This is a genomic window from Wenyingzhuangia gilva (genome assembly GCF_030519655.1).
GTDB lineage: Bacteria > Bacteroidota > Bacteroidia > Flavobacteriales > Flavobacteriaceae > Wenyingzhuangia > Wenyingzhuangia gilva.
Genome location: NZ_JAUMIT010000005.1, coordinates 150,769 through 167,959, shown reverse-complemented (window position 1 = coordinate 167,959; position 17,191 = coordinate 150,769). Strand labels below are relative to the sequence as shown.

The 17,191-nt window shown below is 32.0% G+C and carries 8 protein-coding genes and 1 pseudogene; 2 read left to right on the top strand and 7 right to left on the bottom strand.

Going from position 1 to position 17,191, the window contains the following annotated elements; all coding sequences use genetic code 11:
* Positions 1 to 237: 237 nt before the first annotated feature.
* A pseudogene (locus QVZ41_RS10805) lies at positions 238 to 600 on the top strand (glycosyl hydrolase); the annotation flags it as partial.
* Positions 601 to 861: 261 nt separating this feature from the next.
* A complete protein-coding gene (locus QVZ41_RS10800) occupies positions 862 to 2,775 on the top strand; it encodes a LamG-like jellyroll fold domain-containing protein (protein ID WP_302884589.1) in 1,914 nt (637 codons plus the stop codon).
* A gap of 81 nt (positions 2,776 to 2,856) precedes the next feature.
* Here QVZ41_RS10800 and QVZ41_RS10795 read toward each other — a convergent pair whose 3' ends face one another.
* The 7 genes from QVZ41_RS10795 to QVZ41_RS10765 form a co-directional block, all read right to left on the bottom strand.
* On the bottom strand, positions 2,857 to 4,188 hold the full coding sequence (locus QVZ41_RS10795) for a rhamnogalacturonidase (RefSeq protein ID WP_302884588.1): 1,332 nt from the start codon (positions 4,186 to 4,188) through the stop codon (positions 2,857 to 2,859).
* A gap of 164 nt (positions 4,189 to 4,352) precedes the next feature.
* Positions 4,353 to 5,939, bottom strand: a complete 1,587-nt coding sequence (locus QVZ41_RS10790; protein ID WP_302884587.1) for a purple acid phosphatase family protein — start codon at positions 5,937 to 5,939, stop codon at positions 4,353 to 4,355.
* A 92-nt stretch (positions 5,940 to 6,031) separates the two neighbouring features.
* Positions 6,032 to 8,734, bottom strand: coding sequence for a DUF5695 domain-containing protein (locus QVZ41_RS10785; protein WP_302884585.1), 2,703 nt, complete (start codon positions 8,732 to 8,734; stop codon positions 6,032 to 6,034).
* 13 nt (positions 8,735 to 8,747) lie between these two features.
* Positions 8,748 to 10,454: a DUF885 family protein gene (locus QVZ41_RS10780; protein WP_302884584.1), complete on the bottom strand. Its 1,707-nt coding sequence runs from the start codon at positions 10,452 to 10,454 to the stop codon at positions 8,748 to 8,750.
* Between the two features lie 66 nt (positions 10,455 to 10,520).
* The gene (locus QVZ41_RS10775) at positions 10,521 to 13,577 is read right to left on the bottom strand and encodes a beta-L-arabinofuranosidase domain-containing protein (RefSeq protein ID WP_338140800.1); all 3,057 of its coding nucleotides are present in this window, start codon (positions 13,575 to 13,577) and stop codon (positions 10,521 to 10,523) included.
* A gap of 46 nt (positions 13,578 to 13,623) precedes the next feature.
* Positions 13,624 to 15,873, bottom strand: coding sequence for a S9 family peptidase (locus QVZ41_RS10770; protein WP_302884583.1), 2,250 nt, complete (start codon positions 15,871 to 15,873; stop codon positions 13,624 to 13,626).
* 108 nt (positions 15,874 to 15,981) lie between these two features.
* Positions 15,982 to 17,190, bottom strand: a complete 1,209-nt coding sequence (locus QVZ41_RS10765; RefSeq protein WP_302884582.1) for a M24 family metallopeptidase — start codon at positions 17,188 to 17,190, stop codon at positions 15,982 to 15,984.
* Position 17,191 lies beyond the last annotated feature (1 nt).

The window sequence follows — 17,191 nt, the reverse complement described above, 5'->3', positions numbered from 1 at the left end:
TCTTTTAAACTTAAAAAAGGATTTTCGGTTACTTTTGCCAACAACAGCAATGGAACAGGTTTTAGTAAAATATTGATTGCTAATGATGAAGATTTAAACATTACAAGCTTGCCTGAAGGTTTTGTAGCTAGTGCAACAAATAATCAAAGTTTTATTTCGTTTATCAGAGTTTTTTAATGGCAATGGAGCTCTAAAAAAGGAACAGCAGGAAGATTAGATGGAACTGCAAATGACCAAGCAAACGCAAGTATTGTTTATGATTGGTCTGCTGGAGGAACTACAGAAACCCCAGATGTGCTATATGTTCCAATGAGGCACAACTTAGGTTGGGATTCTTTTAGCACCATTAATAACAGAAGCAATGTTACACACGTTTTAGGATATAACGAGCCTGCAAGACCCGATCAAGCAAATATGACTGTGACCTCTGCAATAACGCAATGGCCAGAATTATTTAAATCTGGTTTACGAATTAGTTCTCCAGCACCTGCATCAATAACCAGTTCTTGGCTTAATGAATTTATGTCTATTTGCGATTTACTAAATTACCGTGTAGACTTTGTTGCTTTTCACGCTTATCAAGATCAAAACACTGGATGATGGGATTGGAACATTGGAGCAGCTTCTATTGGAAATAGACCCGTTTGGATTACCGAATGGAACAATGGAGCTAACTGGACCAATAGTGCCGATGCTAGCAAATGGCCAGACAATACAGGAACTAGACTAGATGTACATGAAAACTCTATTTTAGACGATGGAGGAAATGAACAAACAGTATCGTTACCTTTAACTGCTGCGAATGCAGAACGCCAAAAAAATAAATTACAAGAAATTTTAACTTATTTTGAAAGCAACGATTTGGTAGAACATCACTTTTTATACAATTGGGTGAACGATGCTAGAACACTTGAATTAAACGGTGAATTAACTCCAGCCGGAGAAATGTTTGGTAACTTTAAATCAGAAGTTGGATTCAAAAAGACCAACGAATACAATCACCAATGGAAAGTTGCTCCAGGATGGCTATCAAGCAATATTTCTTCAGACTACCAGTCTACCACATTAACATGGTACGATCATAACGGAGAAACTGGAAAAAGCTACATTATAGAACGTAAAGCAAATCTTGAAGAAGAATTTACTATAGTAGGAACCGTGAATATGAATAATGATTATGAAATTGGAGGAACGGTAACATTTAACGACCCTATTAACTACAAGTCTGCTACTTATAGAATTAAAGCAGTAAGTTATAAAGATACCGAATCTGCTTACTCTCATGAGGCCAACATCACTATCGATCAGGTTGCAGATGCACCACAATTAAATGCCGAAGCATTGTCTGCGGGTATTGTTCAATTACCTTGGAACGATGCTCAGGGAGCTCTTACCTATAATATTTACAGAGCCAATAATAGCGAAGGACCTTTTGAATTGATTGAAGAACAATTCAACTATACTCCAAAAAATGGAGAAGCTGAAACCATTAATATTTATAAAGATGAAAATTTATCGGAAGCTACTTCTTATTATTACTATGTAACCTCTCTAAATAGTAATCCACAATCAGCAGCATCAGAAACAATTCCTGTTACTACACCAACCATAAATAGTCCTATGGCTGTAGAGAATTTATATATATCCTCTGGAGACAATACAGTTGTATTAAGCTGGGGTTTTGCTTACGATGTACATTACAATATTTATCGTTCAACTTCAGAAAATGGGACATATACAGCAATAGCTAGCAATCATTCTGGAACATTCTACAAAGACATAAATAGTTTAAACAATAACGAAACCTATTTTTACAAAGTAGAAGCTACCAACACTAAAGGAACAGGGCCTTTGTCTGTTGCTTTAAGTGCAACTCCTAAAAATGGACAACATGCACTTTTTAATTTTAACGAAAATAATGGAACTGTAGCTTTTGATCAATGGGGAGGATATCATGCAGAGCTTAAAAACAATAGTCAATGGACTACTGCACCTAACGGTTATGCTATCGCTCTGTCTGAGAGTAACCAATCGTATGTAGAATTAGGAGATAATATTGTTTCATCATTAACCGATTTTACCATTGCCACATGGGTAAAATTATCAGAAAACACTACATGGAATAGAATCTTTGATTTTGGTAATGGAACTAATAAATACATGTTTTTAACTTCAAAAAGTAGTGGAAATACAGTTAGATTTGGAATTAAAAATAATGGGGATGAAGTTCAAATAAATGGAAACTTAACAATGAATAAAGATGAATGGTATCATATTACAATTACTCAAAACGGACTAGAAGGTGTTTTATACATTAACGGAGTAGCGGTGGGAACCAATACGAACATGACCATTAACCCTTCTGACCTAGGAAGTACCTCTCAGAATTATTTAGGAAAATCACAATGGTCCACTGATCCATACTGCAATCATAAATATGATGATTTTAGAATTTATAATTATGCTTTGAATGAAAATGATGTTTTAAAGTTAACAAATAACAAAAACCTTTCTAATTCTAAAGTCAACCTTTTTGATGCATTTTTAAACACGAATCCTAACCCTATTGAACGAGGACAAGATCTTAAAATCACACTAGAAAGCACTGTTGAAAAAGCAACTGCTACACTTTATAATTTAGCAGGTAGTGTAATAACTAAGCAACAAATAAAAGCAGGGATAAACAGAATGACCACTCCTAAAAATAGTGGTATCTACATTCTTGAAATTAGGACAAATAATGCCTCTGTAAACAGGAAAATTATTGTGCAGTAAATTTAATTTACACACCTACCGCTATCAACAAAAAAGCCAGAGAATAAATCATTCTCTGGCTTTTTTTGAATTAAATATCCTTTACTCCATCATCTTTCCATTTACTTCTACATTGTTAAAAGTAACTCCGTTAATGATAGATTTATCATAGTCTCCATTTTCAGCTTTTACCTTGATATTTTCAAATGTAAAATCTGATAATTTATCATATTCCGTAATATTCATGTCATAAAAAATATCACATTCTAAATCAATATTTCTCATGGTAATATGATCAGAATAAGACAATGGAACATCTTTACGTCCTTTTAAATCAAAAAATTGAGTCCAAGGTTTAATGTAAATAAAACTGTGTGCTTGACCTGTAATATTTTCGACAGTAATATATTCGTAATGTTGTGCTGTATCTGGTCTCATTTTTAACCATAATAAACGTTTTGCATCAACCACTTTACAGTTACGCATTAAAATATTTTTGTTGTGAATAGCTTCACTTCCGTTGGTTAAAGCAGCATGACAAAAACCAAACTCACAATCTTCTATAATAATATTGGTGTTTTCACCATTACTTGCATCTTTATCTGCCCAAGGACCTTTTCCTCCTTTTAAAGCAATGGCATCATCATTTACTGCCATGTAACATCCTTTTACCAACACGTTGTTACAAACATCAATATCTATAGCATCTGTACTTGGTGCTTTTACAGGTTTATGTGGAGATGTAATTCGTAAATCTAGAATTTTCACGTTGTTACATTGGTAATAGTGACTTGACCAGAATCCTGAGTTTTGTAAGGTTACATCTTGCAATTGAACATTGTTAGATTTCCAAATAAAAACCAGTCTAGGTCTTGATACTTCTAAATTGGTGCACTTAGGATTTTCTTCACGTCTTTGCCAAAAAGCTTTCCAATATTCTAATCCGTTTCCGTCAATAATTCCATTACCCGTTATGGTAAACCCATCAACCGCTTTTACGTTGATTAATGCTGAAAAGTATTCAATACTTTGTCCTTCAATTCTAGAAGGTAAAAAGGGATAATCATCAATATTATTAGACCCTTTTAACTTTCCCCCTTTAACTACATGTAAATGTGTATTTGGTTTAAAAAACAAAGCTCCACTTAAATAAACACCTTCGGGAATCACAACAACTCCTCCTCCATTTCTATAGGCTTCGTCAATAGTATTCTGAATAGCTTCTGTTTGCAACAAAGTACTATCATGCTTTACTCCATAATCTGTAATGGTATAAAACTTTCCTAAATCTGATGGGTTTATTTTTGAGTGATCTAAAAACCATTCTGATATTTCTGTCCCATCTGGAAATAAATCTTTTTGAGGATTTTCTTGTTTTTTTTCTTCACAAGACACTAATAATATTGTGATTATTAAAAGGTATAAATTTTTCATTTTATGTAGCATATCAATCGTATAAATTAAGTCCTTATCATTTTAAGAACATCAATAATAATTAATTTAGATTGATTAACTATCCTGTACTTTACAGTTACAACAATTCGGGTATTGATATGATATCCTAAATAATTTTATGGCTTATTCAATTTTAACAAACCTTATTTTGTTTTAAACATAGCCACCTCAGACCAATCACTCCAATTTAAATTTTGATCTCTATAACGAACACGCCAATAATAAGTTGTTTTAGGCTCTAATCTTTCCACCAACTCATCTGTTAAATCATCATTTTTCTGACGATTTTCGTTATAATACCAATTTTCATATTGCTTCCAACTGTTTATAATTGGTTTAACAAAATCACTTGTAGTGGCTATTTGCCATTGTGAAGCTCCGTGTTTACTTTCTTTTCTTCCTCCTACAAAAGGAGAAGCTTTTAAGTAAACATTAGCCACATCAATTGTTACATCTAAAGGAGTAACTAACAAAGGCATTTTAGGTTTCATTGATTTTTTATAGACAGTAATACTATCTGTTAACTCATTCTTTTTAGGAGTTTGTACATTCCCTCTACTAATACGTTTTAGGGTTATTTTAGGATCTTTTGAATTTGGGTCTACATTCATTACTACAAATCCATATTCGTCTTGTGTTACTGTAAATTCATCATAGTCACGTCCTTCAAATTCTCCCCAATTATCAATAGCTCCTCCTGCTGAAGCTACATTTACCCACAAATGTTTGTGATCTCTTGATTGCCCTCTTGAATAGCCATGGGTATGACCAAAAAAGTGAATACTTGGTTTTCCTGTTTTATCAGAAAATTCTTCTAATAACTGAACCACTTTACCTGTATAATCTGTTTCTCCAGGAATCCATAATTCGGATTTATATGGGTGATGTAACTGAACAAAAACAAAATCTATATGCTCGTTATCAGCTGTTTTATTTAATACATTTTTTAACCAAGAATACTGTTCTGAAACTTTCCGATAATGATCATTAGAATCCAATCCGATAATACGAACATTTCCATAATCTTTATACCACCAATGTTCTGCAAATGCAGGATCTCCATTTTCTGGTAGACTAAAATATTTAAAGTAAAAAAGTGAGTTGTTTTCGTGATTTCCTAACACTGGATATACAGGAACTTCTGCAAATAATTCTTCAGAAGGTTTAAAAAACTGACTATGCCACTGATCATATATCGCTCCACTTTTAACCAAATCTCCAGGAATCATAACCAGAGCTAAATTATCTGGTAAAGCTCCATCAAACTCATTCTTTAAATAAGTAATAATTCCATCATTTACCACTTCTCTAAATTTATCTGGCTGACTGCTATCGTATTGCATATCACTCATTGCAATTAGATTAAACGATGCTTCTTTGCCTGAAATTGGAGGTGTTTTAAATTGAAAAATATCTGAGTATAATTTTCCCGTTTTTACCCTGTAGTAATATGTTGTAAAATCTTTTAAGCCTTTAACAGTTACTTCATGTAATCTTGAAGCCTCAAAATTTACTTTAAAAGAATTCCCTTTTGTCTTTTTACCTAATTTTTTAGTGCTTCCCCATTCTACAACACTTTCTCCATCTACCGAAGTTTCCCACATTATTTTAATAGAAGTAGGCTCAGCATCTTGTAAATAGGGTTTTACAACAAAACTGTTTTCCTGCTGAGCAAATAGATTAAAACCTAATAAAAGACCAATCAATACCGCTACCCTATTTATTCTCATCTTATTCAATTTTATTTATAAGTTATCGAACAAAATTACTTTAGTTAGCTTGATAAGTATATTTCTATTACATTAAAAAAACATCAATTATATTATTTAGAATTGATTACAATTTGAATTTCTTTTTTCTTTAATGCAATCTGATAAGCATCTCTGACTTTGGAATAAGGAATGTCTAAATCTTTATTTATTCTTAAATAAGCATATGGAGTATAATCGTCCTTTTTATTCAAAATAATTTTTACTTCCTCTGTTTTTAAATTGTAAGTGATTTTATTAAAAGTTCCCGAATCTAACGTTAACCATAAGTTTTTTGGAGCAAAATAAACTTTCGATTTTGCTGCTGTTGTCACCTCAACTTCAATAACCTCTTTTTTCACACTTAAGTTTCCTCCAAAGGACAACCAACCTAAATTCTCATCTTTTGTAATATAAGTAGCTGAATTAACTGCATATCCGTAAAACCCAGAACCATAATCTCCAGACAAATAATCTATTCTTAACTCTGTAGGATAGGAATGAAATGCTGCAGAACCAAAACCATCTTGCGTAATATTAGAAATTCCTCCTAAAAGACCTCCATACCCTACTTTTAGTAAATACAAATCATTGGTCTTTCTGTATTGATGTAAAACGGGAATAGCATTTAAAGAAGATCCATAATGGTGGATTTGTCTTTCAACTCTAGATAATTTTCCTCCATATAAAAAATCCCAATATCTACGAGCATTTCCATTATAAGCCCAATGTGGCATGGTTGGCATATAAGCTAATATAGCATCAAGAGTAACATTTGCTTTTTTATTATATCCAAAGTAGTCTGACCACATGTAGACTTCTTCTTGCCCCGTAGAATCCCATGGCATTTCACTTCCAAAAGGATAATCTAATTCTTTCCAATGATTGGCTCTTTTTTTCATTCTAGCTTCTAAATCTAGAGCCATTTCAGTATAATTCTCAGTTTTTAAATCTTTTAAAAGATATAAAAACACAGAACCTTCCATTTGACCAAATTGAGAATAATAAGGTGCTTGCTCTAGCATAGCAACAGAGGTGTGATATGCTTGTTTTAAATACCAATCCCATGTTCTGTTATCTACCAAACCTTCGTGATATCTTGCCAAACGATACATCACCCAATAGGCCGCTGCTACATGAGGATAATTATATGAACGACCTGGATCATTCGCGTGTTTATGATCCCAAGCAGCCCAAGTTTTATAATTCACATCATCCCTATACGTTCCTTTAGGAAGCGAATCTGGTTCATAATAAAACACACTCTTTTTAACTCCATATTTATGTTTTCCTTCGCTATACTGGATATTACCCCAAAGAGTATGATCTACAAATTGCTCTAATTTTTTAATCTCTTCTTTATCTGGTTGTACAAGTTGTTTCATAATAGCAGCCAGCCAACCTCCTGCTCCACCTTCATCACTTAATCCAGCAACCCAAGCACGACTATCTTGAGTTAATTGCTTTTTGGTTTCATAATCATAACTAATAACTGATGGATTTCTTTTAAATATTGGATCAGGTTCGTTAAACCATTGTTCTGTTGTTAAAAAATGGCCAAAATCCTTAATCACTTCTGATTCTGATTTTATTATTTTGTAATTAATAGTTTGCTTTACACCATCTTTATAATTGATAGTTAGCCTAACTCTTCCCCATTTATTACCACAAACAGTATACTTTTTTACACCTTTTTCTGTTAATCCATTTTTCTTTATTTTAATGGCTTTTTTAGGTTCTATTTCAAAAGAAGCAACATCACTTTTATAATTTAAAAACAAATGAGAATCAACACCTTTTGGAAGTACATAACCCGGAATACTTATTGCCGAAGGTTGCCCATTTTCTTCAATAGTTTCTTGAATATTTTTAACACCTCTTGAAAGCACAAATTTTAGTGAAAATTCTTTAGTCTCATTAGATTTCAGTATTAATGAAGTTGGTTTGTTCCATTGTTCAACTCCTTTCCATTCCTTTTCAGCATAGGCTTTACTATATGACATCCATTCATGAAACCCTTCAAAGACAATACTTCTTGGAGTAGGATCATCCAACAAAGGGCGGTAAGCTTCAAAATTCATATTTTCTTTTGGCAACACCAATAAAACAGGTCCTTTACCATTTAACTTTTTGACCTCTAAATATCCTGCACCTAAACCAATATATGGATCAAAAAACACATTTTGAGCATGTGTTTCCGTTAATGATTTTCCTTCTAAAATATTATTAAATATCATTGGAACCCCTAAAGCTCCTATCTCAATATTTGATGCTGATTTATTAATAATCTCAAACCTTAGTACTAATTGATTCTCAACTACTTCATAGAAACGTTTAATAGTAACAGGAATGTCTTTTGGTAAAGTATTCGCTAAATCTGCTCCTGATAAAACATCTCCAGAAACTTTTATTGGCGTTACTTTAGATCTTTTTTCTGCCGTTGAGTAACTTTTCCAATCTCCATCTATTTCTTTTATTCTTAAATTAATATCTCCTAAATGATATAATCCATCTTTATCTCTAATACTTAATCGATCACTTGGAGTAAAATCAAAATTTAAGTCCTGATTAGGTCTTAGTTCCGCTACTGTTTGAGAAGCTTTAACTAATTTTAATTGAAAATCAGGAGTCTCAAAACTCAAAATAGAATCAGACTCTGTTATTCCTAGAGTAGATTTTTTTTGTTTAATATCACCCCAATACCCTTGTGCGTTGATTGTAAGTATTGAGCATAAAAATAAAAGAGCACTAATACTATATTTTATATTGAATTTCATTTTCTATTCCTTTTTATTTAAAATCTGTGGAGAATTTCCATTCAGTTTTATAATTCTTATTTAATGGTAAATCTAAAAGCAAAGCTCTTAGTAGTTCAATAGGCATTCTGTTTTCCTGCATTACACGATCGTGAAATTCTTTTTCAGTCCATCCTTTTGCTAACATTTCATTTTTTAAAGCATAGAACTGTAAACCTCCTGTCATGTATGCCATTTGATACAATGGTGGCGTATAGCTTGTAGCAAAAGAACGTCTAACCTCAGCTTCAGCATTTGCATATTCGTGTCCTACTTTATCTACCAACATATCAATACATTCTTGCGGAGTCATTTCTCCTAAATGATATTTTAATGAAAATATGATTCTTGCACATCTGTGAATTCTCCAAAATAGCATTCCTAATTTTTGTTCAGGAGTTTGTGGAAATTCTTTATTCCATAAATTAATTTCCCAATACAATGCCCAGCCTTCCATCCAAAAGGGAGTATCAAAAGCTTTTCTATATTTTTTATAACGATCATTCATAAAAAACTGAAGATTGTGTCCTGGTAATAATTCATGCTGTACTGTTGCTCTAGAAAAATTAGGGTTGTTTCCACGCATACTCATCAATTTATCATCTTCATCCATTTCTTGAGTAGGATAAGAGATACTAATTTCCCAACCTCCTGTAAAGAATGGATTCACCTTTTGACGTTTTGCAGTCATCATAATCATTCTCCATGTTTCTTTTGCCAAATCAGGGAAAGTGATTAAATCACGCTCTTCAATAAAATCTACAGATTGATTGTAAAGATCTAAAATTGTTTCAGGCTGTTCACCAGCAGGCACATAAGTGTTTTTTACATATTCTAATGCCGCTTTCCAATCGTTTCCGTAACCTAGTTCTTGCGAAGCTTTAATCATCTCTTTTTTACACCAATCAAACTGCTTTTCTGCAGTTTTAATTAATTCTTCTGGAGCATAAGGAATAAATTCAAAATTTAAACTTTCAACCAATGCTTTTTTTCCAATTGATTTTCCTACAATACCACTACCATCATCTTTAATACTTGTTTTAGAGTAATTATCTTTTAACAAGTCTGCATATGCTAATAATTTGTTTGATAAAACATCATAAGGTTTTTCTAACCACCAAGTAAACTCAGGATCGTAACCATAATAAAAAGAATATGCTTCTTTTAATTCTTTTTGTAAAGCCAATATAATGTGAGATGCTTTTTCTGCCATCAACCAATCTTTAAATAAATTTTTATCTAAAGATTTCATTTTAGTATCTACACTTTTAGCTGCTGTATCTAATATCTTTGACAAAGCCTTAGCATCTGGCTTTTTTCCTCGTTTTCTTTCTTTCAAAAAAGGAGTTATTTCTTCAGCAAAGTCTGCAACAAAAGCAACCTTTTTAAACGATTTATAATCAATATTTAAAAAGTAACTCTCTTTCTCAATAAGATTTTTTAAAAGTAAATAATCTACCTTTTCTTGTTGTGTAAGTTTCTCAAAATCTATGGCTACCATTTTTTCTTCCCAATCATTATATAACGTAGTAAAACGTTGATAATATTCTTCTGACTCAGAATTATTATAAAAACTGTTTAGGGCTTTTTTATCAGCAGAAAATGAATTTACAATATCAATTAAACTACTTTGTGCAGCGACTATTGTAGTTAAAAAGAAAAGGATTAAAAAATTACATGTTTTGATTGCTTTGTATTCCATTTTCATTGTATTTATTTTGCTATTTTAATCCATTGGATTGATTTAGCTTATAGATTAATTCATCAATTATTTTAAGATAACATTCAAATAAACCGAATAACGACCATAGGTTTCATAAAAGGGTTTAAACTCAACACCATCAATCGTAAATTTTAATTGACTAGTATCTCCTTTTATATTTTTACTGATGTCATTAGCGTCTAAAGTTACTTTTCTCCAATCTTTTCGTGATTCAGTTTCCTGAGCAGCCAACAAAATTGGACCGTAAAATAAACTCGCTATATTTTGCTGATCCATAACCGACTCTAAATGAAATTGAAATGGCATTTGGATATCAACAACATCTCCTTTTTTCCATTTACGGTTCAATGTTAAATAGCTTCCCGGTTTTGCATCTACTTTTTGTTCTTTTCCGTTTATTGAAACATAAAACCCCTTAGTTGCCCAATGTGGAATACGTAACCTGATATTAAACTTCCCTTTTCCTTTGATAACAAGCTGTGTATTGTCTTCTTTTGGGAAAGCCGTTTTTTGTTCAATAATTATATTTTTTTCAGTCCAATTTAGCGTTGAAGGCACATACAGATTTACATAAAGTGATTTCTGATCTCTACTTTTAAAATAAATGGTATTCTGAAGTTTTGTACTACTTTCTAATGCGGTACCATTACAACAGGTAAAACCTTTCATATCTGGGTTCCCAAAATGTTTTATAGACCCCGCTCTTAATGGAATATGATAGGTATTGGCCGGACTGTCTTTTGCTACAGATGCAAGAATATCATTGTACAAAGCACGCTCATAATAATCCATTAACTCCCCACGTTGATCGTACAAAAACAAGTTTTTTGTTAGCTTTAACATGTTGTAAGTTGCACAAGTTTCATTTTGACCACCTGCTGACAAACCATTTTCATAAATAGTTGCAGGTTCTTTAATAAAACATTCTGCATTATTAGGATTTCTAGCACCTGCCACACCACCTATTGTATACATATAATCATTGGTAGTTTTGTACCAAAAATTATCAGAGATATAAAAATAATCAGGGATGTTTGAATCACGATACATTTCTAATGCTCCTACAATTTGTGGAATATGTTGATTGGCATGTAATCCTCTAAAAGTATCTACATTTTTAGCCAAACCATGTGAATGATTAGCATCTCCATAAAACATTTTAATATTGTCAAATAATTTAGCAACTTCTAAATAACGAGGTTCATTTGTTACTCTATAAAGTCTAGCCATCACCTCATTCATTCCTCCAAATTCTCCCGCAATATACCTGTTCCACATGCTAATCAATGTTTCAGTTGGCAACTGACTTAATCTTATATGCACCCAATCTCCCATACCCATAGCTATTTCTAAAGCTTTAGGATTTTTACTTACTTCATAAATATCAAGCAAACCTGCAAGAATTTTATGCAAAGTGTAATATGGTGCCCAAATTTTAGTGTTCTGAGTTCCATAAATTGCACCTTTTTCTAACATGATAAACTGATCCGGTGGATAAGCACTAATAAACCCTTCCCCCCAATTCCAGTAATCAGTACGAATTCCTTCTATACTTAAATCTGAATCATAATCTGATTTACCAACTCCTGGAGGAACCGCTGTAGGCTCTGACACAAACGGACTTCCTGCTTGTTTTGGCTTCCCTGATAATTGTGATAATTCATATAACACATTTACCATATATTCCATTTTATATAAAAAATTAGCCTGTAAAGATGTGTCATAACCAGTACTTGCATAAGCCTGGGCAATAGCTGTTAAATAATGCCCCGTTGCATGACCACGCAATTTGGTCTCCTGACTATCCCAAACTCCTAATGGTTCTGCTCCTTCTGGTTGTTTTTGTCCAAAAGCATTTCGAAACATATAAAGAAAATTATCAGGATTTGTTTGAGCCAAAGTTGTAATAAACTTATCTCGGTTCTCAATAAATTTTGTATTGTCTCCATTACTATCTGTGTTTAATGATACCTGATCCAAATTAAAAACCTCTAGATTTTTATTTGGAGAAAATACTTTTTTAGCTTCTTTTACAACAACCGTTGCTTTTGATTTTAAATCTGTTCCAGGAATTAATCCTGTAACCGTATAAGATCCAACTTTAAGCACTTTAGTGTTGTCTTTTGGAGCCGACCACAGTACTCTGGCCTGAGACAATTCTATTCCATTTTTATAAACAGCTTTAACATATCGTGGTAATTTTGGTAAAAATCCAACGGTAGTTTCTACTGCTATATCAGAAACACCTATCAAAAACTTATTGTAAAGTTGAGGGGTTGTTTTCGAAAAAACTTCGAGGTCATCATCTTTTCTTTCGTTTTCATTCACCACCTGATCTCCTTTTTTCAGTCCATTGTAATAAATTGTTTTTATTTGAGATTTATTTAATGGAATTCTATAAATTCTAAAATCATGTAATTTTGCATCTAAGCAAGATTTATTTGATGACAACAATTTCCCTATAAAAAGTTGATTTTTTCCATCAGAAGCATTATTAAACAATTGATTTAATTCTATTTCTATATCTTTTGTTTCACTTATAAGTTTCCCATTGAGAAAAGTACGAAGGGATTTGGAAGGAACATCTATAACAACGGAAAACATTGACCATTCATGAGCTTCTAAAACAGTCTTTTTTGTTTTATAACCACCTGATTCTAATACAATTTCAGTACTAAACTCGTTTTTCCCATTACTATCTATTAGAGTTGTTATAACATGAGATTGTAGACTTTTTCCAAAATCAAAAAAACACTGACCACTTTTTATAGATCGTAAATTTATCCATCCTGTTAAGCTTATAGATTCCTCATTACCAACAGCAGTTCCTGGAATAGTTATATAATCATTAGTTTCTGATGATAACGTAATTACTTTTCCAAAAAGCTTATCATTTACAAAAGTTATTTTTTCGCCTTTAACAGTAGCATGTAAATTGTTTCTAGACCAGTCTTTTGTGTCTCCATCAAGCAGATATCTTGCAATTAAACCTGTTTCACCAATTCCATCTAATATTTGATCGCCTTGTGCATTAGTTATATCCATACATAACAAACACACAATCAACATCATTTTTTTTATAAAATTGTATACCTGCATCATTATTTTTCCTTTTTGGTGTTTACATAACTATTTTTGGGTAGATGTTCTATTTATAAATTTCACTCCAACTTGGCGGTGTTACGTTCATCAAATGTTTTACAAAAAAGTCTTTACGTTTACGCTCTCCATAGTCTCCTCCAGAAGAATGTCCCATTCCTGGAATGGTTACCAATTCAAAATCCTTATTCGCTTTAATTAATGCATCTGCAAATTGCATGGTAGAAGCTGGATCTACATTATCATCAACCTCTCCTAAAATAAGCATTAAGTTTCCTTCTAATTGAGCAGCATTTTCGATATTAGAACAGGTAGCATAGTGTGGTCCTACAGGATACCCCATAAATTGTTCATTCCACCAAATTTTATCCATCCTATTGTCATGACATCCACAAGAAGAAACAGCAACATCGTAAAAATCTGAATTAAACACCAAGGCAGCTCCTGCGTTTTGTCCTCCTGCAGAAGTTCCATGAATTCCAACTTTGTCTATATTCATATATGGATATTTTTTTGCAGCTGCTTTCATCCATAATTTTCTATCAGGAAAACCACCATCTTTTAAGTTTTGCCAACAAACATCATGAAAGGCTTTTGATCTATTAGAAGTTCCCATTCCATCTATTTGAACCACCACAAAACCAAGTTCTGCTAAAGAAGTCATAGACCAATAATAGGAATGAAAATCTTTTGGCACAAAAGAATCATGTGGCCCTGCATATATATATTCTATAATTGGATAGCTTTTATTTGGATCAAATGAAGTGGGTCTTACAATAATTCCCCAAATATCGGTTTTACCATCTCGTCCTTTTGCTACAAATGGTTCTGGTGCATTCCAACCTTGTTTAACAAGTTCTGATGCATCTCCTTTTTGAAGTTCTATAATTGTTTTAGCTCCCTCTGCCGTTTTTAAAAGTGTTACTGCAGGCATGTTAACTCTAGAATATTGATCTACATAATATTTATAGTCTTTTGAAAAAGTAACCTTATGATTTCCATTTTCTGTAGTAAAACGTTTAAAGTTTTTTCCATTAAATCCTACTTTACAATAGTGAATAAAATATGGATCTTGATCCTTGTCTAACCCACTTGCTGTAAAGTATATTTGTTTGTTTTCATCATCAACATAAATTACTTTTCTAACAACCCAATGTCCTTTAGTTACTTGTTTTTTTAAACTTCCATCTTTGTTAAAAAGGTATATATGATTCCATCCATCTCGTTCAGAAGTCCAAATAATTTCATCAGTTCCTTTAACGTCATGTCTATATTTTTTACTACTATAATCAATAAATGTTTTACTTATTTCATTAATTAAAACATCTACTTTACCTGTTTTGGCATCCACTTCAATAATTTTATAAGCTTGATGTCCTCTTTGATTATATTCAAAAGTAAAAGCACTACTATCATCTCTCCAATCGATATTATAAAGGTCAAACTGACTGTTAAACTCTGTAGTAGGAATATTGATGTGGGTTTTAGTTTCTACAATAAATAATTGTGGACTTTTAAAAGGAACCTCATCCCCTGGTTTTCTATAATCTCTTGATTGTAATTTAGGCTGCAATTGATCTTTAGGACTAGACTCTACAAAATAAATTTTATGATCTTCGCCAGGCTTTACCTTATAAGCCATAATTTTCTTGCTATCTGGTGACCACTTTATATAAGATGCATAATAGTTTCCTTTGGTTCCATCATAACTTAATTGTGTTTCTTCACTAGTTTTGATGTCTTTGATATAAAGATTGTAGTTTTTAATAAAAGCCATCCATAATGAATCTGGTGATTTTACAGGAGGATTTTTTGAATCATCTGAAAAACTTCCCCAATATTTTTTACCTCTATTATTTTTCTTCTTTGAAGTGTTTAATACAGCTAATTTCTCATCATTAAGATTATAATTGTAATTTGTATTTTCATAACTAAAGCTTAATACTTTCTTCTCAGTATCAAGTTTTAAATTGCTAAGAGATAAATCATTCTCCTCAATTTTTTCATTAGTTTTTTCCGATAAAATCTTTGCTAATTTAGCATGATCAAATAAAGGCGTTTGTTCTTTCTTTTCAGGATTTACCAAAAAATAAGCCTTACCAGTTTTAGAATTATTTACATACCAAAAAGTACTATTTGGTAGCCAATTAAATTCTGAAGGAGTATTAAAAACCTTGTCTTTAAATAAAGTTTCTATATTAACTGCTTTTTTATATTCTTCTAAAGTCCCTTGACTATATGTTGCAAAACAGCTAAGAATTAATATGGTAAAAATAGATTTGTATTTTATTGCTTTCATAATGTTAACTATACTTAAAATATTTTTTCTTTAAAAAAAAGACTACTCAATAACTGCGTTGCCTCTAAAGGATTATTTATTATGTTTTTAATACACGAATTTTAATTTTTACAATCCAAAAGGATTCTCTATGGAATGTGCTGGTTGCGTAAACCATTTTGGTCCTTCTTCAGTCATATAAATATGATCTTCTAAACGGATACCAAAAACGTTAGGTACACAAATCATAGGTTCTACACTAAAACAAACCCCCGCTGCTAAAGAAGTGTTGTTTCCTTTTAAAATATATGGATATTCATGAATATCTAGTCCAATACCATGTCCTGTTCTATGCGGCAGTCCAGGAAGATTGTAATCTGGCCCTAAACCATGAGATGCTATTTTTCCTCTTGCAGCAACATCAACATCTCCACATGTATTCCCTAATTGAGCGGCGTTAAATGCTGCATATTGAGCTTCTTTTTCTATATTCCAAATCTCACGTTGATATTCATTTGCCTCACCAAAAACATATGTTCTTGTAATATCTGATATGTAATGGTAATAAGAACATCCAGTATCCACCAAAACAACATCATTCATCTCTAGAGATTTTGGTGTTTTTACTCCATGTGGGAACGAGGTATCTTTACCAAACAATACAATACAAAAATAAGATCCCGAAGGAATTCCATATTTTTTATGTGCTTCATGAATAAAATCAATTACTTCTTTAGCTGTAATTCCTACTCTTAAAATTCTTGCAGTTGCTTTTTGTACTTCAAGAGTAATATTCATTAATGCTTTCATAATGACAATTTCTCCTTTAGACTTGATCATTCTACAAGAGGTAATAATCGGTTTTGCATTGCTTATTTTAAAAGAAGAGCAACTGTTAGCAATTCCTTCATAAATAAAATATGCAGTGCTTTCATCAATTAAAATTTCTCCCTCATGAATATTGTTAGAAGCAAGGATATTATGAAACAATTCAAACGGACTTTCATGTTCTTCCCAACCATGAATTTCACCTTCAATCATCATAAAATCTCTAATGGTTCCTTCTTCAAAATGAGGAGCTATATAATGAACTTCTCCATTATTTAACAAAATAGCACCAACCATACGTTCGCTAGGATGCCATTCAGTACCCGTAAAATAAAACAAATTAGTCCCAGCATTTAAATAAATTGCTTTGACATTCTGAGCTTTCATCAACTCACATGCCTTACTAATTCTATTTTTATATTCTGATTCTTGTATGGGCTCAATTAAATTCACCACTGGTTTTATGGCTTTTAATTCCGCTTCTATTGTTGAACCTCCTATTCCAATCATA

Coding starts and splice junctions, on each gene's coding strand:
- QVZ41_RS10780 (WP_302884584.1), bottom strand. CDS start 10,454: ATGGAATACAAAGCAATCAAAACATGTAATTTTTTAATCCTTTTCTTT.
- QVZ41_RS10770 (WP_302884583.1), bottom strand. CDS start 15,873: ATGAAAGCAATAAAATACAAATCTATTTTTACCATATTAATTCTTAGC.
- QVZ41_RS10775 (WP_338140800.1), bottom strand. CDS start 13,577: ATGATGCAGGTATACAATTTTATAAAAAAAATGATGTTGATTGTGTGT.
- QVZ41_RS10795 (WP_302884588.1), bottom strand. CDS start 4,188: ATGAAAAATTTATACCTTTTAATAATCACAATATTATTAGTGTCTTGT.
- QVZ41_RS10790 (WP_302884587.1), bottom strand. CDS start 5,939: ATGAGAATAAATAGGGTAGCGGTATTGATTGGTCTTTTATTAGGTTTT.
- QVZ41_RS10765 (WP_302884582.1), bottom strand. CDS start 17,190: ATGATTGGAATAGGAGGTTCAACAATAGAAGCGGAATTAAAAGCCATA.
- QVZ41_RS10785 (WP_302884585.1), bottom strand. CDS start 8,734: ATGAAATTCAATATAAAATATAGTATTAGTGCTCTTTTATTTTTATGC.